The following is a 19,484-nucleotide window of genomic DNA, read 5'->3' as shown; positions in this document are numbered from 1 at the left end:
AGGCAATGAAACAGCGTGACCCGTTGCGGTGTAAGCCGAAACCGAACCTCCCGCATGCAATCCGTCACAAACGGTCTCCCCCCGTTTATGCAATCCGGTCAGTGATATCCTGCAACATTTGCGCAAACACGGTTCTTTTTCATAAAAGGCCGGATGCCGTTTCCGTCGGCATCCGGCCATGCGACCGGCCATGCGACCGCATCGAAGACGACCTATTCGCTTTCAAGCAGGTGGGCGACGGCGTCGAGGGCGAGCTTGTACCCGTAGAAGCCCATGCCGGTGATGGTGCCGGTGGCCACCGGCGAGATTACGGAACGTTTGCGAAATTCGTCGCGTGCGGATGGATTGGAGATGTGCACTTCCATAAGCGGCAGGCCTTCGTCGATCACCATGTGCGCGGCGTCGGCCAGGCCATAGGAGTAGTGCGTGAAGGCGGCCGGATTCATAACGACCGGGGTCTTCTCGTCAGCCGCCTGATGCATCCAACCGATCATCTCGGCCTCGTCGTCGCTCTGACGCACTTCCACGTCAAGGCCGAGATCCCTGCCCCATTCGGCGCACAACCTGCGCAAAGCGTCAAGATCCTGCTTACCGTATACGTCAGGTTGGCGTACACCAAGGCGCCCGAGGTTCGGTCCGTTGACAACCACTACTTTGGTCATGATCACTTCCTTACGATTCTTACCTGCCACGCTACTGCCGAATGCGGCGGAAGGCCTCCTCGACGGCGTCCGCCGGCGGATCCTCAAGATGAATCGGATGGCCGATGCCGTCGAGAATCACAAAACGCAGCTTGTTGCCACGGGCCTTCTTGTCACGGTGCATGAGGGCGAGCACGTCATCCCACGCACCATTGTTCCACGAGGTCGGCAAACCTAGCGAGCCAAGCAGGGAACGATGGTAGTCCACCAGATCCCGGTCGATGTGTCCCAGCAGATGCGACAGCTCCGCGGCATAGACGCAGCCGACTGCGACGGCGTTGCCATGCCTCCAACGGAAATGCTCCAGCTTCTCGATGGCATGGCCGAGCGTATGCCCATAGTTGAGGAACTCACGCAGACCCGCCTCCTTGAGATCGGCGGACACGTGGTAGGATTTCACGCTCACGGTGCGCTCGATCAGCTCGGCGACGACTTCCTTCATGCCGGAATCGATGAACTTCGCGCCATCGAAGGAACGCAGCTCATCGGCGTGGCTTTCCAGAATGCCGAGGATTTCCGGATCCCTGATGAAACCGGATTTCGCAACCTCGCCCAACCCCTCGATGAAGATGTCATTCGGCAGGGAGGCGAGCGTTCTCATGTCGGCGAGCACACCGGCCGGAGTGTAGAACGAACCGACCAGATTCTTGCCTTGTGGGGTGTTGATACCCGTCTTGCCTCCTGTGGAGGCATCCACCATGGCCAGCAACGAGGTCGGGCAATTCACGTAACGGATGCCGCGCATCCAAGTGGCCGCCACGAAACCCGCCAGATCGGTGGCCGCACCGCCACCCAAGCCGACAATGGCGTCGGAACGGGTGAATCCCTCGTCTCCCAGTCGCTGCCAGATGCCGTTGGCCACTTCGATGGTCTTGCCGGCTTCGGCGTCGGGAATCACGATGTCATACACATCGTAGCCGCCCTGCCGCAACAGGGTGCGTGCACGATCGGAATGGCGCTGCACCGGCTGCGTATGGATAAGCGCCACCTTGGAGGGTTTGTCCCCCAATACCTGTGCAAGCCGGTTCATCGCACCTTCGCCGATGCTCACGTCGTAAGGTTCGATCGTGGCACCGGTGACGTGCACGGTTCGTTGAGCGATCATATCCATCAGCTTTCTCGCCGCGGCCTGCGGCGTCTGACCATGCGTGCGCACATGCGTGGTCGCGACCCGTCTGAATACCGGGTCACGTTCCCTGTACAGCCTCTTCCAACGTTTGTTGGCGTCGCCGTTGAGCATCGGGCGACCTCCGCCGCGGTTAGCTCGTTCCATGGCCTCCTTGGGGTCGGCCATCAGATAGACGACCTTACCCCCGTCGGCGATGTAGTCGCGAAGCCCCTCCTGAATGGACTTGGTCATCGGGGCGCCCCCGCCCAACGAGAAGATGCCATCGAAATCCTCAAGAATATCGAGTACGACGTCACTCTCAAGTTCACGGAACGCAGGTTCGCCATAGCGCTCGAAATATTCCGGAATCCTCATGCCGGCATCATGCTCGATCTCGCTATCGGCATCCAGGAACGGCAGATCCATCATCTGCGCGACCTCCCTGCCGACGCGGGTCTTGCCAGCGCCCATCATGCCGATGATCACGGCAACGGGTCTATGCATCGTCATGACGCATCACCTCATGTGTTCCGGCCAGGAGGCTAGGTAGTTCTCGGCGTTGCGTTTGGTCTCGGCTACGTTGTCGCCACCGAACTTCTCCAAAACATACGTGGCGATGGTCAGACGCACCATCGCCTCGGCCACGACCGCGGCCGCCGGCACAGCGGTGTTGTCGGAACGCTGGTTGATGGCCTGCGCGGCCTCTCCCGTGGTCACGTCAACGGTCTTCAGCGCCTTCGGAATGGATGGAATCGGCTTCATCGCGGCACGCACCACAATCGGCTGGCCGTTCGACATGCCGCCCTCGATACCGCCCGCACGGTTGCTCAGGCGCACGATGCGACCGTCCTCACCGACCACCATCTCATCATGGGCTTCGGAACCCGGACGCATGGCCTCAAGGAAGCCATCGCCGATCTCCACGCCCTTGATGGCCTGGATGCCCATGATCGCGCCGGCAAGAGCCGCGTCCAGTCGGCGATCGGACTCCACATAGGTGCCGAGACCAGCCGGAACGCCGTACACCACGACTTCGACCACTCCGCCTAGGGTGTCGGCGTTGTTCTTGGCCTCGTCGATGCGGGCGACCATCCGCTCTTCGGCCGTCTTGTCGAGGGTTCGTACCGGTGAGGCGTCCAACGCCTCCAAGTCCTCCGGCTTGGGCAGTGCGGCCTGCTGTGGGTCGGTGATGCCGGCGCCGCCGATGGACAGCACATGGCAGACGGTACGGATGCCGAGCGCCTGCTCGAGGAACCGCCCAGCCACCTCACCCAAAGCCACACGGGATGCGGTTTCACGTGCACTGGAACGTTCCAGCACCGGTCGAGCGTCGTCGAAGCCGTATTTGCGCATGCCGGTCAGATCGGCATGACCCGGACGCGGGCGCGAAAGCGGCGCATTGCGTCCCTCTCGGGGAATCTCGTGGTCGAGTGGGTCTGCGCTCATCACTTCCGTCCATTTCGGCCACTCCGTGTTGGCGATCTCGATGGCCACCGGGGAGCCGATGGTCTCACCGAAACGCACACCGGTGAGCATGCGCACCTTGTCCTGCTCGAATTTCATACGTGCCCCACGGCCATAGCCGAGACGACGGCGCGCCAGTGCGCCGACGATATCCTCGGTGGTGATGTGGATGCCCGCAGGCAGCCCTTCGATCATGGCGACCAGTGCTTCGCCGTGCGATTCGCCTGCTGTCTGCCAGCGCAACATGCCCTCTCCTTTTCTGCCGAATGCAACTAGTGGACTATCTTAACGGTATGTGGTACATGATTTGCCTGCCGAGTCTGCTTTGTGGACTGGCCGTCAGCGTTGAGGACATTCACGAGCGCCGTATTCCGCGCGCATGGATTGCCATGGGCTGCACGGCGCAGATCATGGTGAACATCATCTACGCCTTATCAGTCAATTCGCTGTTTCTCGCGTTGCAATCCCTGCTGTTCGCCGCACTTGCCGCGGTCCTGCAGTGCGCACTCGCCCTGATCAAGCCGGGCGCGCTCGGTTTCGGCGACGTGACCGTCACGCTGGTCATGGGATTGGGCGTAGGCATGGCCGGCCTGTATGCATGGTGCTGTGGTGGCTGCTCATCGCCGTCATCGGTCTGTTGTGGATCGCCCTCTGGACACGCTTCGACCCGCAGAGGCATACACGATATGCCGGTAGAACGCCGTTCGCCCCGGCGATCGTGTCGGCCGGGGCGATCAGCGTCATGGTCTGCGCTCTGCTGTAGCGCCCGGACCGCGGTTAATTGGCGTTCTCGTTATTGTTCTTGTATTCGTCGCGAATCTTCCAGAACTCGTCTTCGGTTTCGACGAACTTCGTTTCACCGGTCTTCAGATTGGTGGTCACGAAATACAGCCACTTGCCTTCCGGCGGGTTCATGGCCGCGGTGATGGCACCGTCTCCCGGATTGCTGATCGGAGTCGGCGGCAGGCCTTTGTTGATTCGCGTGTTGTACGGATTGCTGGAATCATTCAGCTGGTCGTCCGTCAGCTGGCTGGCGGAAATGCCCAGACCGTAGGCGACGGTGGTGTCCATGCCCAACGGCATGCCGGCATCGATGCGGTTGAGAATCACCCGTGCGACCTGCCCGTAGTATTTTTCGCTGCCGACTTCGGATTCGGCGATGGATGCGATGATCAGGATGCGCTCACGGTCGCTTCCCGTAGGCACGTCAAGCTTGTCAAGCTTGGCTATACGTGCCTCCACCATGGCCTTGATGATGTCTTCGGCCGATTTGTTCTGGGCATCATAGGTCCCCGGTTCGAACCAACCCTCGAATTTACCGCCCGCCTCGCTCGGCAGAATGCCATCGCCACCGCCATCGATGACGCTTTGGAATTCCGAGACATCCTTGCCGGAGGCCTGTGCGGCGGCGGCGATCACATCGGATACACGTTCGCCGGCACGCACCTCCACGAAGCCACCGGCCTGGCTTTGGTCGGAAAGGATCTTCACCACTTCGGAGGCCTTCATATGCGTCTTCAGCGAGTATGTTCCCGGATACAGCGTGGCGCTGCCGGCGGACACGGCATTGGTGAAGGCCGCGGTGGACTTCACGATGTCGGCCTTCACGAGATTCTGAGCAATCTCAAGGGCGCCTTGTCCGGATTCCACGGTAAAGCTCACGTCCTTATCGCCAGGGCCCGAATAGTCCTCTATCTGAATCTGCTCATCGGCGGTGTTGATCGCCTTCCAATGCTTCAGCATGCGAATGCCGAAGAACGATCCGACCGCAATCAGGGCGACCACTACGATGACCGCGATCAGTGTGATGATGCGACGGCGTTTGCGTTCCGTACGGCGCCTGCGCATGGCACGACGAGATTTCGGCGGTTCCGGAGGCAACGCCGATGCGAAGGTCTCCTGCACAGGTTCGACCCACTGTGCGTTATCGGAGAAAAAGTCATCAAGATGCTCGGCCATCGATCGTTCCTCTCACCTTTCTGCGCGGTCCAACGCCGTCTGCAGAATCACCACGGCAGACTGCTGATCGACCATCGGGCGATGCTTGCGCCCGCTGATCTGTGCGTCGAACAGCTGCTGGTGTGCGGTCACCGTGGTCAATCGTTCGTCAACTAGTTCAATCGTTGGAATGTCATTGAGCGGTTCCAGCCCGTCCTGCGCCGCCTCCTGCATTCTTTTCTCTAGATTAGCAGCCCAACGTCGCGCCTTCCTGGCGCTCTTCCCCGCCTCACCGTTCAAGAGCAACGGCAGGCCGACCACCACATGATCCACCGATTCGTCTTCAATGACGTTGATGACCTCATCCAGTGCGCGGAATGAATCCCCATAAACCCGAATATTGCCCGCGGGGTGGGCAAGGGTGAGCTCAGGATCGGACAGTGCAAGCCCGACCCTAGCATCACCCAAGTCGACTCCAAGCCATACCATGCCTGAAGTTTCAGCCCTTCATGGCCTGATTGACCAGAGCCTCGAGAGCGGCGTCGATCTTGGTGGCATCGGAGCCACCACCCTGGGCGAAGTCGGGCTTGCCGCCGCCACCGCCGCCAAGGATCTTGGAAGCGCCACGGACCAGGTCGCCCGCCTTGATGCCCTGCTTGCGTGCGGCATCGTTGGTGGCCACGGCGACCATCGGCTTGCCGTCCTCATTCACACCGGCGAGAGCCACGACGACCGGGACGTCCTCGCCAAGCTGACCCCGGATGTCGAGCACGGTCTTGCGCAGGGCGTCGAAGGAACCGAAGTGCTCCACGTTCTTGGAGGCCACCTTGACGGGAGCCTGAGAGGCCTTGGCATCGGCGACGATGGCCGGCACGGATGCGGCTAGCTGGCCCTCGTACATGGCGGCCAGACGGCGGTCGGATTCCTTAAGCTTGGCAAGCAGCGTGTTCACGCGTTCCGCCAGTTCGTCCGGACGCGCGTTGAGTTGGTCGGAAAGCTGGGAGACCAACGCATGCTCACGGGCATTGAATTCGTAGGCGCTCTGACCGACCAGCGCGTCCACACGGCGCACACCGGAACCGATGGAGGCTTCCGACATGATGTTGACGGCACCGATCTTGCCGACGTGATCGATATGCGTGCCACCGCACAGCTCACGGCTCCATCCATCCTCGCCGATGGAGACCACGCGCACGACATCGCCGTACTTCTCGCCGAACAGGTGCATGGCACCCAACGCAATGGCGTCGTCGAACTTCATCTCCTGCGTGGTGACGGACAGATTGTCGCGGATGCGGTCGTTCACCCGGGCTTCGACGGCATCCATCACGGACCTCGCCGGAGCCTTGGACCACTGGAAATCGAAACGCAGACGGTTCGGTGCGTCTTCCGAACCACGCTGGGTGGCCTGCGGGCCAAGCTCCTCGCGCAGCGCCTTATGCACCATATGGGTCGCGGTGTGGGATCGTGCGATGGCGCCGCGACGGTCAAGGTCGATGTTGGCGTTGACTTCGGCGCCCACGACCAGCGTGCCCTCAGTCAGACGGCACTGATGCACGATGAGGTCCTTGATCGGCTTCTGCACATCGTCGACTTCAAGCACGGCGCCGTCATCGGAGAGGATCTCACCCTGATCGGCGAGCTGACCACCGGCCTCCGCATAGAACGGGGTGCGGTCGAGGATGACCTCGATGTTGGCCGGACCGGTGACCGCGGGCACGGAGCCCTTGCCTTCCTGCATGATGCCGATCACACGGGCGCGTGCCGACATATCGGTGTAGCCCAGGAAGTCGATCGGCCGGGCAAGCGTCTTCTTGAAATCGTCATAGACGGACAGATCCACATTATGGCGCTTCTTCAGCGCATCGGCGCGGGCACGGCTCTTCTGCTCGGCCATGAGTTCACGGAACTTGGCCTCGTCGACCTTCACTCCCTGCTCTTCGGCCATTTCGAGGGTCAGCTCGATTGGGAAGCCGTAGGTGTCGTGCAACTTGAAGGCGTCATCTCCGGAGACGATGGTCTTGCCGGATTCCTTGGCCTTGCTCACGGCCAGGTCGAATATCTCGGTGCCGGCCTCGAGGGTGCGACGGAATGCATCCTCCTCGCCATAGGCGGATTCGGATACCTCGTGGAACGTACTCTCCAGCTCCGGATAGCTCGGAACCATGGCCTCCTTGGAGACGGGGAACAGGGTCGGCAGCACCGGATCGGTCACGCCGAGGGCGCGCATGGCCTTGACAGTGCGGCGCAGCAGTCGGCGCAGCACGTATCCACGACCATTATTGGACGGGCGCACACCGTCGGACATGATCATGAGGGCGGAACGCACATGGTCGGCGACCACGCGGAACTTGACATCCATGGCCTCGTCATCGCCATAGGTACGACCGGACAGTTTCTGGGCGGCCTCGATAACCGGGAAGACCTCATCGGTTTCGTAGATGTTCTGCTTGCCCTGCATCAGGTAGGCGAGACGCTCCAGACCGGCACCGGTATCGATGTTCTTGTTCTCGAGTTCCCCGACGATATGCAGGTCGGTCTTGGACTTGACGTTGTCGACCTCGTAGTTTTCGAACACGAGATCCCAGATTTCGATGTAACGGTTCTCGTCGGCGATCGGGCCGCCCTCGACACCGTACTGGGGGCCGCGGTCGACGTAGATTTCGGAGCACGGGCCGCCGGGGCCGGGGCCGCCGGTGGTCCAGAAGTTGTCTTCCATGCCCATAATCTGGATGTGCTCGGGATCGACGCCCTCGTTCTTCCACATCGATCGTGCTTCCTCGTCATCGGTGAAGGTGGTCATCCACAGCTTCTCCGAATCGAAGCCATAGCCGCCCTGGTCCTGTGGCGTGGTCAGCAGCTCATATGCATAGTGAATGGCCTCCTCCTTGAAGTAATCGCCGAAGGAGAAATTGCCGAGCATCTGGAAGAAGGTGCCGTGACGTGTGGTCTTGCCGACCTCGTCGATGTCCAGGGTACGCACGCACTTCTGATTGGAGGCCATGCGGCTCTTCGGCGGAGTCTGCTCGCCCATGAGGTACGGAATGAACGGAACCATGCCTGCGATGGTGAACAGGGTGGTCGGATTCGGCGAGATCAGCGACGCGGAAGGCACGATAAGGTGATCATGCTTCTGGAAATAATCAAGATAGCGCTTCGCGATTTCAGAAGTGCGCATATGAGATTGAGCTCCTTTATTGCCGAAGGACCCGATGCCCTCCGGACGTCTTGTACAAATGTTGCCTGAACGGACTGAAGCGCGAAGGTCAATCGACCTTGGCTGCATATTTGGCGTTGAGTTCAGCCTCACGGGCTCGACGTGCGGCATTGAACTCGTTGACCAGTCCTTCAAGCGTACGCACGGTCACGTGGTCCTGATCGGGGCCGAGCAGGAACTGACGCGCCACGTCGGGCGTATTGGCTTTGATATATGCCTGCGCCTTGGTGACGGCCACGATTCCGATGCACACGCCAAGGGACATCCAAAAGAGACGCTTGAACATCACTCCCCCTTGTTCTGGGCACGGTCGGCGGTTCGATTGTTCATGAAGGACTGTGCCGTGGATTTCAGAGCATAGACGGCCGAAGCGATCTTGATGACCGGCTTGCCGAGGAAGGACCCGTACAGATCGGTCAGGGCGCCGACGTTATTGGCCGTGGTCGAGGCTGCCTCGGAGATCTTGTTGACATCCTCCAGCGACTTGTTGACCTGCTGTACGGTGGTCACACTTTCGTCAAGCGCCGGAATCGCATGATCCCCGGTGTCCTTGACGGTCTGGGCGATCTGATCGAACAGCTTGCCCAGTCGGATCAACGGGTAGATCATGAAACCGGCAAGAATCGCAAACGCGATTGCCGCAATCAGACCGGCGATCTCTCCAACACCCATCATGTACCTCTTTTCAGTCCCACGGTGACCCGCGAACACAATACCCGGCTAACAGTAGTCAAATGCCCCGACGGAAGGCAAATCGTTCACTGGTTATATGAAATGACGGTCACGGCCTGATCGATTGGCCGTTCCGTGTCGAAATCAAGGCTGGTGACCGACCCGTTTGCCGGCCGTTCGCTCAGATCGTAGCCTTCGGGAGCATAACGATGCATCAGGCTCAGCAACGTGTTGCCGTGCGAGATCTGCAGCACATGATCGCCGTCCTTCAGCAACGGATTTGCGGCGATCAGCGAAAATCCCCCTTCGACACGTTCCCAGTATTCGGCATCGGACTCGGCGTCATGGAACGGATCGGCTTCCTTCAGAAAGTCACGAGTGGCGGCGAGACCGAACTTCGCCACGATATCGTTATATCCTTTGGCCTCATGGGGTCCACCGGCGGCCGTCCATGCAACGCCCATATCCTGCCCCTCGAAATATCCGTAGAACTGTTCTCGGAAATGCATGTCGCTGATCAATGCCGGGCGGGCATGCCCTGCCCGCTCATTCATATCGAGAATGCGCTGCGCGGTAATCTGGGCGCGCGTAGTGTCGGAACAATAGGCGGCGGCAAAATCGTAACCGCACAGCTTGGCTGCGGCCTTGTCGGCGTCGGCGAGGCCGGATTGCGTCAGCGGTGAATTCGACCAACCCTGCAGCCGGTTGTACCGATTGAAAAACGTCTGTCCATGGCGGACAAGATGGAGATGAAGCAACATGCTTTCATGCTACCTGTTGAGATGGGCGAAACGCATGCATTACGATTGGGATTATGAGTCATTTCATTTCACGTTGGCTGGTTTTGACCATCGCAGCCGCAGTCATGGTCGCCCTGTTGCCTGGCATGCATGCCGTCGGGGAACCCCCGATTCTTGGCATCGGAGCGTTCGCATTGTTCATGGCGCTGATCAATGCATCGATCAAGCCGATCGTGCACGCCATAGCATTGCCGTTCTCCATTCTGTCGTTCGGTCTGATCGCCTTGATCATCAACTGGCTGTTCATGCAGCTCGCCTCCTGGCTGGCCATGAGTCTGTTCGACGTAGGTGTCGTCATCGACGGCTTTTGGTGGTCCGTCATCGGTTCGTTGATCATGTCGATCGTATCCACCATCGTCGGCGGCATTGTCGGAGGCATCGTCGCGGACTGATCAGCACCTGCCGGAATCCCCGTAGACAGCAAAGAGCCTCGCGGCCATGACGGCGGCGAGGCTCTTGCTGTATGTCCTTATACTGTATGTTCTTACAGTATGTGAATCCAGATCAGCGGGCGTAGAATTCGACCACGTACTGGATGTTGACCTGCACCGGGATCTCCTCGGCTTCAGGCTTGCGAGTCAGGGTGGCCTTCAGGGAAGGCAGGTTGACGTCCAGGTAGCCCGGAACCGCCGGCAGCACATCGCGGTGCACACCTTCGGCAGCGATCTGGAACGGAACCATGGTCTGGCTCTTGGCCTTGACCTGAATGGTCTGGCCAGGCTTGACGCGGTAGGACGGGCGGTCGACGATGTTGCCGTCGACGAGAATGTGACGGTGAACCACGAACTGACGGGCCTGAGCGGTGGTGCGGGCGAAGCCTGCACGCAGGACCAGGGCGTCAAGGCGGGTTTCGAGATCGGTCAGCATGGCGTTACCGGTCTGGCCGGCGGTGTGGGTGCCCTTCTCGTAAGCTGCGCGAAGCTGCTTCTCGGAAATGCCATACTGAGCGCGAAGACGCTGCTTCTCGCGCAGACGCACTGCATAATCGGATTCAGTGCGGCGGCGGGTGCGGCCGTGCTCACCCGGAGCATACGGACGCTTTTCGAAGATGCGCTGAGCCTTAGGGGTCAGAGCGATGCCGAGGGCGCGGGAAAGGCGCACCTGACGGCGAGAACGCTGAACGTTCGTCATTGGTTTAATCCTTTGTTTGTTCTGTCGTTGTCTGAACGGAACGCGCGCCGATTGCTCGACCCGCGCTGAGCCAGCCTCTCCAGTGCTTCCCTCGCGGCAAGCGCGAACGGCAACCTCATAACAAGGTCGGCCGCCGACCCACTGATGGGCTAAGGCTCCAGACGGTATACGCCCTATCAGGCGCACACCAATCGTCAATGATACACATAGGGGCGGGACTATCGAGGATAGCCATGTTATTCGGCATGTCTCGTCCTATGCCTCGCTCAGCACTCCCCTATCCATGCGGAATACGTAATCCACGTACGCCAGGGCATCCGGATCATGAGTGACCATGAGCACCGCGGTACCACTGTTCGCGACATCTCTCAGCAATCGCATGACGATCGCCGTGCTTTCGGCGTCCAGATCGCCGGTCGGCTCGTCAGCGATGAGCAATTTCGGACGATTCATCAACGCGCGTGCGATGGAGACGCGGCGCATCTCGCCGCCGGAAAGCTCCTTCGGATAGCAGTCGGCCAGATCGGCGACCTCAAGCATTTCCAACAGTTCGCGGGCACGCCCGGCGAGACGGTCGGAAGACCGGGTGGCCGCATCCGTAGCGACGGGTGCCGCCGCGATCACATCCGGCAGGCCGTCATCCACCGGTGGTTGGTCCGAAGACGTCTCCTCTGCATCATCATCGGTTTCCTGCGAATCATCGTCATCGGTCGCGTGATTGCCGGGTTCAAGTACCGCCGGAAGAATCACGTTATCGATTACGGTGAGATTCGGCAGCAGGGTCTGACTCTGCGTCACGAATCCGATCACCCGGTTGCGTATCGCCGACATCTGCCTGTCGCGTAGGGCGACGATGTCTCGTCCATCAAGCATGATCGAGCCGCCGGTAGGGCGCAACAGCCCGGTAATGAGGTTGAGCAGCGTGCTTTTGCCGTTGCCGGAACGCCCGACGATGGCAATGAACTCACCCTCCCTCAGGATGAGATCCACATGGTCGACCGCCGCGAACGGTTTGCCTCTGCGCGTGAACTCACGGGTCAGATCATGCAACTCCAATACGTTCATGCTCACTCCCCCTCCCTCAACGTCAGATAGGTTTCCGGTGCGGACAGTTTCACCGCGGTGGCGATGGACGCGATCACGCCGGTGATCACCGCGAATGCGAAGCTCACCACGATCAGCAGCATCACGTTCCACACACCGGATTGCAGGTACGGCAGCTGCAACTGCCTGCCGATCAGCGTGCTGAAGGGGAGGATCGCCAGCGAGGCGAGCGCTATGCCGATCGCGCCGCCCAGTGCGCCGATCATGACTGACTCCCTGATGATGATGCCCACCAATGTGGAACGTGTGGCTCCCATGATGCGGTAGGCGGCGAATTCGCGCTTGCGCTCGTTCATGGCCGATGCGAACACCGCAAGCAGCACGATCAGTCCCATGAGCCAGAACACGGCCACGAAAATCGTTACGTATCGCACGATGACCATCAGATTGCTCTTCGTGGTTGCGGTGATGCCGCCCGGATAGACATAGCCAAGGCCCTTGAGCCCCGTTGCCTTCGCGATGTTGGAGGCGACCTGCTGGGCGGAATAGCCGCTCTTGACCTTGATCAGGATGGCGGAGACCGCTTTGTCGGCATATTCCTGCGGAATGGCGGGATGGCCCACCTTCGAGGAATAGGATACGACGTCGGGCACGGTGTTCATGTTGACGAATACGGAATTGTCGAGCGATGTGCCCGTATTGGCCAGCTGTGCGGCTACCGGGAATTCATGCCCGTACAGTTTGACGGTGTTGTTCCCGGACACGTTGATGCCGGCACCGGCTATGATCTGACCGTCTTCGAGTACGCCGTCGAACTGAGAGCCGATCCATGGGGTGATGACGAAGTCGGTCTGCGGATTGAAGCCGATAATCTGCACCTTATCGTCGCAGCATGCGGCGGCCAGTGACGAAATGTAGGTCTGTGCGGTGATTTCGTCGATGCCGTCGGCTTTGGACACCTCGTTCTCGATGTCGTTGGTGAAGTAGAAGGTACTCGACCCGCCATTCGTCAACAGCGCCTCGGCTTCGTTCTTCGTGTTCTGCGGGGTGACCATCAGATCGGCGCCCATACGCTCCTGCATGCTGTTCAGACCCGCTTCAAGATTCATCGACAGCAGGGAGCCGCCGTAAAAGGCGACGGTGAGCATGGTGACCACGATGACGAGGGCCGTGGTTCGAAACGGTTTGCGCCTAAGATTCGTCAGGGGCAAACCGGCAAGGGTGATATGGCTCATATCAGCGATGCTTCGAGGGCTTCAGATCGAGGTACGCGGCGATGACGGAGACAGTCGCGGTAAGCACGCCCAGCACGATCAGCGTTGGCAACGTGACCATGTGACAGTGCATCATCGCGCCCTTGCACACGCCGATCAGCACGGTCGGTACCAGAATCACCAGTACGCCAAGCACGGCATTGGCGATGTCCAGACCGGCGCGGGTGGCATCGGCGACGAACAGGCCGATGACCGCGAGCAGCGCGATGGCGATGCCGATGCCAAGTGACGCCTGTGCGGTGTAATGGCAGGCCATCGGCATATCCGTGACCTCGCACACATGGGCGAAGGTTCGCGGGGCGATGGCGACCAGCACCCCAAGAACAAACTGCGGGATGGCTGCGAAAAGTTTCCTGTTCATGGTTTCCTCTCAACAATATGGTCAGGCCAACGCCTGATTATCGCAGTGTTAACCATGAAAGAAAAGTCTTGACTTTTCCCGCATGCCGTGCTATTAGAGCTTCTCGATAGGCGCCACACGCAGCATCAGCCGCTTGACGCCATCCGTGCCGAAATCCACGGTGATAATGGAATTACGCCCTTTATCCTGCGTATCGACGATGGTGCCCAGACCATATTGGTCGTGGGTGATCCTGTCTCCGATATGGAAATCCGCGATATCGAGGTTATTATCCTTGCTCAACGCGGAGGCAGGGGCGGTTTTCGGCTTATCAAGCGCTTTCGGCTTGGTGTGGCGGGTGGTCACCTTGCCGGCTTTACCTGACCTTCCCGAACCGTAGGAGGATGAACCGTACGAGAACCGCGAACCGGAGCCGTACGTGGAACGGCCGGATCCATGGGAGGAGCCACCGCGGGAAGACGACGAGCCATACGATCTATCATGCGCGCCATAGCTGGAACCACCAAAGCTTGAGTTGCCGAACGATGAGGTTCCGAAGTCGTCATCATCGCCCCAACCGCCGAATTCATCGTCATCGTCGAAGCCGCTCCGCCAACCGCCGCGCATGCGCTCCATACCGGCTTCCTTGCGTTTCCAGTCGATGAGATCCTCCGGAATCTCGTCGAGGAACTGGCTTGGCATCATCTCGTTGGCCTGCCCCCATTGCGCACGCACCGCCGCGCGGGTCACATACAGACGCCGCTTCGCACGGGTGATGCCCACATAGGCAAGACGACGTTCCTCGGAAAGCTCGCTCGCGTCCTCCATGGCGCGTGAATGCGGGAAGGTGCCCTGTTCCATACCGGTGAGGAATACGACCGGATATTCCAGGCCCTTGGCGGTGTGCAGGGTCATCATCGTGACCTTGCCTGAGTCCTCGTTCTCGCCGGGCAGCTGATCGGAATCCGCCACCAGTGCGGTGGTCTCCAGGAATCCCGCCAATGTGGCGTCCGGCGTGTTCTGCTCAAACTCCGCAGCCACGGATTGCAGCTGTGAAAGGTTGTCCACTCGGGAGGCGTCCTGCGGGTCTTCGGAGCGTTGCAACTCCTCCAGAAGCCCACTTCTGGACAGCACTTCCGCCACCACCTCGGATGGCTTGGCATCGTGTTCCCTCGCAAAATCGGTCAGCTCATGCATCAGGTCGCGGAACGCGCCAAGGGGTTTCGCCGTTCGTCCGGTCATGCCTTCGATCCGGTCAAGGTGTTCGATACCGTCGAAGAACGTCGTGCCATGCCGGTCGGCATACATGGCGACCAAGCCTTCGGCCCGGGCGCCCAGCCCTCGTTTCGGCACGTTCAGGATACGCCGCATGTTCACGTCGTCGGCAGGATTCACGATGGCCTGCAGATACGCGATGGCATCCTTGACCTCCCTGCGTTCGTAGAACTTGGTGCCGCCCACCAGCTGGTATGGCAGATTGGCGTTGATCATCGCCTCTTCCAACGAACGCGACTGCGCGTTGGCCCGATACATAATGGCCATGTCGCTGTAGGCGACACCTTCCTCCGTATGCAATCTCGTGATTTCGGAGGCGATATAGCCGGCCTCCTGCTGTGCGTTGTCGGCCGCATAACCGATGATCGGATCGCCTTTGCCAAGCGCGGTCCACAGTTTCTTTGGCTTACGGTTCTCGTTCTTCGCGATCACCGCATTCGCCGCATCCAGAATGGTCTGTGTCGAACGGTAGTTCTGTTCGAGCATGATGGTCTTCGCGTTCGGGAAGTCCTCCTCGAAGTCCTGGATATTGCGGATATCGGCGCCGCGGAAGGCATAGATGGACTGGTCGGAATCACCGACGACGGTGATCCAGGAAGGTCCGACCTTTCCTGCGCCCGCGGCATGCGGATCGGCCTGTTCACCCGAATCGATGCCGGCGAGCTCACGTACCAACACGTACTGGGCATGATTGGTGTCCTGGTACTCGTCCACGAAGATGTAGCGGAACCTATGGCGGTAATAGTCGCTCGCCTGCGGGCATGTCCGAAGCAATTCGACGGTACGCATGATCAGATCGTCGAAGTCCACGGCATTGGCCTGGGACAGACGATACTGGTATTCGGCGTACACCACGGCGAACAGTTCCTCGACGTTGTCGAACCGTCCCATCTGGTAGCCGCGTTGTCCCGGCCTGTAATCGGCGGCATAGGTCTTGAGCTGGTCCTTCCACGAGATCAGCGAGTTCTTGTAGTCGGAGATCTTGCCGAGGATCATGCGTGGCGTATAGCGCTTCAGGTCGATGTTCAAATCGGCGCCGATCAGCTTGATGAGTCGTTCGCTGTCGGCGGTGTCGTAGATGGAGAATCCGGATTCCAGGCCGATCTGGTCGCCGTCGCGTCGCAGGATGCGCACACAGGCGGAGTGGAACGTCGAGATCCACATGTGTTCGGCCTCCGAACCGACGAGCGCTGCGAGACGTTCCCTCATCTCGGCCGCGGCCTTGTTGGTGAAGGTGATGGCGAGAATCTGGCTTGCCCAGATGCCATGCGCCAGAAGCCACGCGATGCGGCGTGTCAGCACACGGGTCTTGCCCGATCCCGCGCCTGCGCCGATGAGCAATGCCTGACCGTAGTACTTCACCGCTTCGCTCTGCTGCGGATTGAGATCCTTGATCAACGTTTGCGGATCGCACAAGACGGGTCCCATGTTCTGCTGCACCGGTTCCACTTTCCTTCCCGAAATCATTTATTCGCGGAATACATGTCTATCACACGCGCAGGTCAGGAAAGACGTCGGAATAGTCAATTGACGCGCGTATATTGACGCCATATGCGGCTCGCCGCATGCCATCCACCATGCTGCATTCGCAGCCGACAACACCTAAGGGGATTCATGAAGGAGCTTGAAGAGCGCATTCGCGAACAGGGTACCGTCAAACCGGGCGACGTGCTGAAGGTCGATGCCTTCCTCAATCATCAGTGCGACGTGGAGTTGTTCGATCATATGGGCGCCGCTTGGGCCAGGCATTTCCAGGGCAGGACCATCACCAAGATTCTGACCATCGAAGCGTCCGGCATCGGCATCGCCTGCGTGGCGGCCCGTCATTTCGGCAACGTACCGGTGGTGTTCGCCAAGAAGGCACAGTCCATCAACCTCGATGGCGACCAGTACACCACCACCGTCTACTCCTTCACCAAGCAGAAGGAGTTCCCTGTCATCGTCTCCAAGCGTTACCTCAACGAAGGCGATCATGTACTGCTTATCGACGACTTCCTGGCCAACGGCAAGGCGTTGAGGGGCCTGATCGAGCTGTGCCGCAAGGCCGGCGCCGTGGTGGAAGGCATCGGCATCGCCGTGGAGAAAGGTTTCCAGGGCGGCGGCGACAAACTCCGCGAGGAAGGCTATGACATCGATTCCCTGGCGATTGTGGAGTCGATGAATCCCCAGACCGGTTCCGTTGAATTCCGCGCATAATCGGTCCGATTCATACAATCGCATCGCGAACGCTCATTCATGACTAAGAGAGGATCTACTGTGAGCGAAGAGAAGAACACCGTGAAGAAGGGGATTTCGTTCGAGGCGTTGAGCAGCCTGGACGCGCCCGTATCGTTCTGGAGGGGCATTCCTTTCGGCCTGCAGCATGTCATGGCCATGTTCGTAGCCAATCTGGCTCCGATCTTTCTGGTGGCCTCGGCCGCCAAGATGAATGCCGCGCAATCGGCCACGATCATCCAAGCCGGTCTGCTGGTGGCCGGCCTGGGTACCTGCCTGCAACTGTATGGCGTGTGGCTGATCGGCTCCCGCTTGCCGATGGTCACGGGCATCTCCTTCACCTATGTCGCCGCCGCCATGTCGATCGCACAGAACCAAGGCTATGGCGCCGTCGCCGGCGCGGTCGTGCTCGGCGGCCTGCTGGAGGTCGTGCTTGGTTTGACGGCCAAATACTGGCGTCGTTTCGTACCGCCGATCGTATCCGCAATCGTGGTCACGTCCATAGGCTTCTCCCTGCTGTCCGTCGGTGCCACCAGCTTCGGCGGCGGCTCCGGGGCAAAGGATTTCGGCAGTTGGCAGAACCTTACGCTCGGCCTGATTTCGCTGATCGCATGCCTCGCCTTCCAGCTGCTGATGAAGGGCACCGCCAAGCAGCTGTCCGTGCTGTTCGGCCTGATTGTCGGCTATGTGGTTGCGATTGTCATGGGCAAGGTCGATTTCTCCGGTTTCTCGAGCCTACAGGTGGTATCGGTCCCCCACTTCATGCCGTTCCAGCTTGAATTCGACCCGGGTGCGATCATCTCCTTCGCCTTGCTGTATGTGGTTTCCTCCGTGGAGGTGCTTGGCGATACCGCGGCCCTCACCAAGGTCGGTCTCGACCGTCAGCCCACCGACAGGGAAACCGCCGGCGCCATCGCAGGCGATGGTCTGATCTCCTCAGTTTCCGGCCTGTTCGGCTGCCTGCCGCTGACCTCCTTCGCGCAGAACATCGGCCTGGTGGCCATGACGAAGGTCGTCAACCGCAAGGTGATTCTTTCCGGCGGTCTGATCCTGGTGCTGGCCAGCTTCGTGCCGGCCGTGGCGGAAGTGTTCAATTCCCTGCCGCAGGCCGTGCTCGGCGGCTGCACCATCATGATGTTCGGCAACATCATCCTGTCGGGCTTCCAGATGATCTCCGAAGCGGGGTACACGCAGCGCAACATCACCATCGCCGCGCTGAGCCTGACCATCGGCATCGGCTTCACGCAAGTCAGTGACATCTTCACCAACTTCCCGGCGCTGTTTCAGTCGATTTTCGCTTCCAACTGCATCGCGGTGGCGTTCGTAGTCGCCGTCATCCTCAATGCCGTGCTGCCAAGCGAGGAGCACTTCCTGTCCGCTCCGCAGCATCAGGGCTGATCCGAAGGTCCACTTTCCCGCCCCTGTTTGCAGTCATGTTCCGCGATTGCAAACAGGGGCGTGCCATATCCGGTTGATATCCCTCGAGTCTGCTCGTGTCAACGACTTTGACGACAAGGGGTTCCAGACCAGATGAACAATCAATATCTGGCCATGCATAACACTTTTCTTTTTCCCTTGGATTTTCGGTTGCCTTTTGAAACGAACCCGCTCCCCTATACGAACGTCCCAACCCCGATTGTTTCGGGGTTGGGACGCTTATTTACGCTCGATCATCGTCTGCGACAATCCATGTCGCCATGAATCCCACTACAGACAATCCGAGAGAAACTGCATGCCATTCCATCGAATGTTCTCGAGCGATCCGTCTGACTCTACGAAAAACGTGGTACATCGTTCCATAGAGTCAGACATTGTTTGGCCCTTCTTTATTCCCACTCGATGGTAGACGTTTTACGATGTTTGATCCTGCATATGAGGCGTGAGCCCTATTTCGAGTGTCGCCAAGTGCCGAAATTTCGTGACTTTGGCTTTTAGACAATCTCGGAGACAATTTTGGGACAAAATTTATACTCACGAGTAAACTCACACCCTTGAGTTTACGTTTTTGTCCCCAAAGGTTTTCAGACGCCTTGAAAACGCGTTTACGTAGGTCAATGACACGCTGTGATTTGTCCAACAAATTCAACTCTTAATCTAGTTGGACAAATGCACATCAAGCCCGAAACTGTTTAACGAGACATAAAAACCGAAGTTGCACAGCTGTGAGAGGGTATCCAGTTTTAGCTAGCCAAGGTATGCGCATTCGTGGAAATTGCGCACTTCGAGAAAATGTCGATGAACCCGCTTTCTGTTTCCGATTGTATATCGATTTATACGAGAGGACATATACACTCGGCGGTATACTA

At 59.3% G+C, this 19,484-nt stretch carries 17 protein-coding genes and 1 pseudogene; 4 read left to right on the top strand and 14 right to left on the bottom strand.

Translation table 11 applies throughout. From position 1 onward, the window contains the following. Nucleotides 1-212: 212 nt before the first annotated feature. From BMOU_RS04640 to aroC, 3 genes are read right to left on the bottom strand one after another with little or no spacing between them, the layout of a single operon-like run. Nucleotides 213-662 (bottom strand): type II 3-dehydroquinate dehydratase, encoded by a 450-nt coding sequence (locus BMOU_RS04640; protein ID WP_034875300.1) that lies wholly within the window; start codon nucleotides 660-662, stop codon nucleotides 213-215. A gap of 31 nt (nucleotides 663-693) precedes the next feature. Next, a complete protein-coding gene (locus BMOU_RS04635) occupies nucleotides 694-2,313 on the bottom strand; it encodes a bifunctional shikimate kinase/3-dehydroquinate synthase (RefSeq protein WP_034875727.1) in 1,620 nt (539 codons plus the stop codon). A gap of 12 nt (nucleotides 2,314-2,325) precedes the next feature. Then, entirely contained in the window at nucleotides 2,326-3,519 is a 1,194-nt protein-coding gene (gene aroC / locus BMOU_RS04630) for a chorismate synthase (RefSeq protein ID WP_034875298.1), read from the bottom strand. Between the two features lie 20 nt (nucleotides 3,520-3,539). Here aroC and BMOU_RS04625 point away from each other — a divergent pair. Beyond that, nucleotides 3,540-4,036, top strand: a pseudogene (locus BMOU_RS04625) (prepilin peptidase). 14 nt (nucleotides 4,037-4,050) lie between these two features. Here the strand turns inward: BMOU_RS04625 and mltG are convergent. The 6 genes from mltG to BMOU_RS04595 all read right to left on the bottom strand — a co-directional run bounded on the left by mltG (nucleotide 4,051) and on the right by BMOU_RS04595 (nucleotide 9,861). Next, nucleotides 4,051-5,232 (bottom strand): endolytic transglycosylase MltG, encoded by a 1,182-nt coding sequence (gene mltG / locus BMOU_RS04620; protein WP_034875296.1) that lies wholly within the window; start codon nucleotides 5,230-5,232, stop codon nucleotides 4,051-4,053. A gap of 12 nt (nucleotides 5,233-5,244) precedes the next feature. Beyond that, nucleotides 5,245-5,700 (bottom strand): Holliday junction resolvase RuvX, encoded by a 456-nt coding sequence (gene ruvX, locus BMOU_RS04615; RefSeq protein WP_034875294.1) that lies wholly within the window; start codon nucleotides 5,698-5,700, stop codon nucleotides 5,245-5,247. 10 nt (nucleotides 5,701-5,710) lie between these two features. Next, complete coding sequence (gene alaS, locus BMOU_RS04610) at nucleotides 5,711-8,389, bottom strand: alanine--tRNA ligase (protein WP_034875292.1); 2,679 nt, start codon at nucleotides 8,387-8,389, stop codon at nucleotides 5,711-5,713. A gap of 88 nt (nucleotides 8,390-8,477) precedes the next feature. Next, on the bottom strand, nucleotides 8,478-8,714 hold the full coding sequence (locus tag BMOU_RS04605; RefSeq protein ID WP_034875290.1) for a hypothetical protein: 237 nt from the start codon (nucleotides 8,712-8,714) through the stop codon (nucleotides 8,478-8,480). Further along, nucleotides 8,714-9,100 carry a DUF948 domain-containing protein gene (locus BMOU_RS04600; RefSeq protein WP_034875288.1) on the bottom strand — a complete coding sequence of 129 codons (387 nt, stop codon included), beginning with the start codon at nucleotides 9,098-9,100 and terminating at the stop codon, nucleotides 8,714-8,716. The genes BMOU_RS04605 and BMOU_RS04600 overlap by 1 nt, the downstream gene beginning before the upstream one ends. Before the next feature lie 86 nt (nucleotides 9,101-9,186). After that, a complete protein-coding gene (locus BMOU_RS04595) occupies nucleotides 9,187-9,861 on the bottom strand; it encodes a histidine phosphatase family protein (RefSeq protein ID WP_034875287.1) in 675 nt (224 codons plus the stop codon). A gap of 53 nt (nucleotides 9,862-9,914) precedes the next feature. Between BMOU_RS04595 and BMOU_RS04590 the strand changes: the two genes are divergently transcribed. Further along, a complete protein-coding gene (locus BMOU_RS04590) occupies nucleotides 9,915-10,292 on the top strand; it encodes a phage holin family protein (RefSeq protein WP_034875285.1) in 378 nt (125 codons plus the stop codon). 112 nt (nucleotides 10,293-10,404) lie between these two features. Here the strand turns inward: BMOU_RS04590 and rpsD are convergent, their stop codons facing one another. The 5 genes from rpsD to BMOU_RS04565 all read right to left on the bottom strand — a co-directional run bounded on the left by rpsD (nucleotide 10,405) and on the right by BMOU_RS04565 (nucleotide 16,392). Next, the gene (rpsD, locus tag BMOU_RS04585; RefSeq protein ID WP_003841914.1) at nucleotides 10,405-11,031 is read right to left on the bottom strand and encodes a 30S ribosomal protein S4; all 627 of its coding nucleotides are present in this window, start codon (nucleotides 11,029-11,031) and stop codon (nucleotides 10,405-10,407) included. Nucleotides 11,032-11,286: 255 nt separating this feature from the next. Then, nucleotides 11,287-12,096: an ABC transporter ATP-binding protein gene (locus BMOU_RS04580; RefSeq protein WP_034875281.1), complete on the bottom strand. Its 810-nt coding sequence runs from the start codon at nucleotides 12,094-12,096 to the stop codon at nucleotides 11,287-11,289. A 2-nt stretch (nucleotides 12,097-12,098) separates the two neighbouring features. Further along, nucleotides 12,099-13,310, bottom strand: coding sequence for an ABC transporter permease (locus BMOU_RS04575; RefSeq protein ID WP_034875280.1), 1,212 nt, complete (start codon nucleotides 13,308-13,310; stop codon nucleotides 12,099-12,101). A 1-nt stretch (nucleotide 13,311) separates the two neighbouring features. After that, nucleotides 13,312-13,710, bottom strand: a complete 399-nt coding sequence (locus BMOU_RS04570) for a DUF4418 family protein (RefSeq protein WP_034875279.1) — start codon at nucleotides 13,708-13,710, stop codon at nucleotides 13,312-13,314. Nucleotides 13,711-13,803: 93 nt separating this feature from the next. Then, nucleotides 13,804-16,392: an ATP-dependent helicase gene (locus tag BMOU_RS04565; RefSeq protein ID WP_137648277.1), complete on the bottom strand. Its 2,589-nt coding sequence runs from the start codon at nucleotides 16,390-16,392 to the stop codon at nucleotides 13,804-13,806. Between the two features lie 186 nt (nucleotides 16,393-16,578). On the opposite strand from BMOU_RS04565, the gene BMOU_RS04560 reads away from it, so the two are divergent. Together BMOU_RS04560 and BMOU_RS04555 are read left to right on the top strand one after the other, a co-directional pair. Then, on the top strand, nucleotides 16,579-17,160 hold the full coding sequence (locus tag BMOU_RS04560) for a xanthine phosphoribosyltransferase (protein ID WP_034875278.1): 582 nt from the start codon (nucleotides 16,579-16,581) through the stop codon (nucleotides 17,158-17,160). Between the two features lie 39 nt (nucleotides 17,161-17,199). After that, nucleotides 17,200-18,576: a nucleobase:cation symporter-2 family protein gene (locus tag BMOU_RS04555; RefSeq protein WP_137648172.1), complete on the top strand. Its 1,377-nt coding sequence runs from the start codon at nucleotides 17,200-17,202 to the stop codon at nucleotides 18,574-18,576. Nucleotides 18,577-19,484 lie beyond the last annotated feature (908 nt).

This window comes from Bifidobacterium moukalabense DSM 27321, from assembly GCF_000522505.1.
GTDB classification, from domain to species: Bacteria; Actinomycetota; Actinomycetes; order Actinomycetales; family Bifidobacteriaceae; genus Bifidobacterium; species Bifidobacterium moukalabense.
This window is presented reverse-complemented; position numbering and strand designations above follow the sequence as displayed.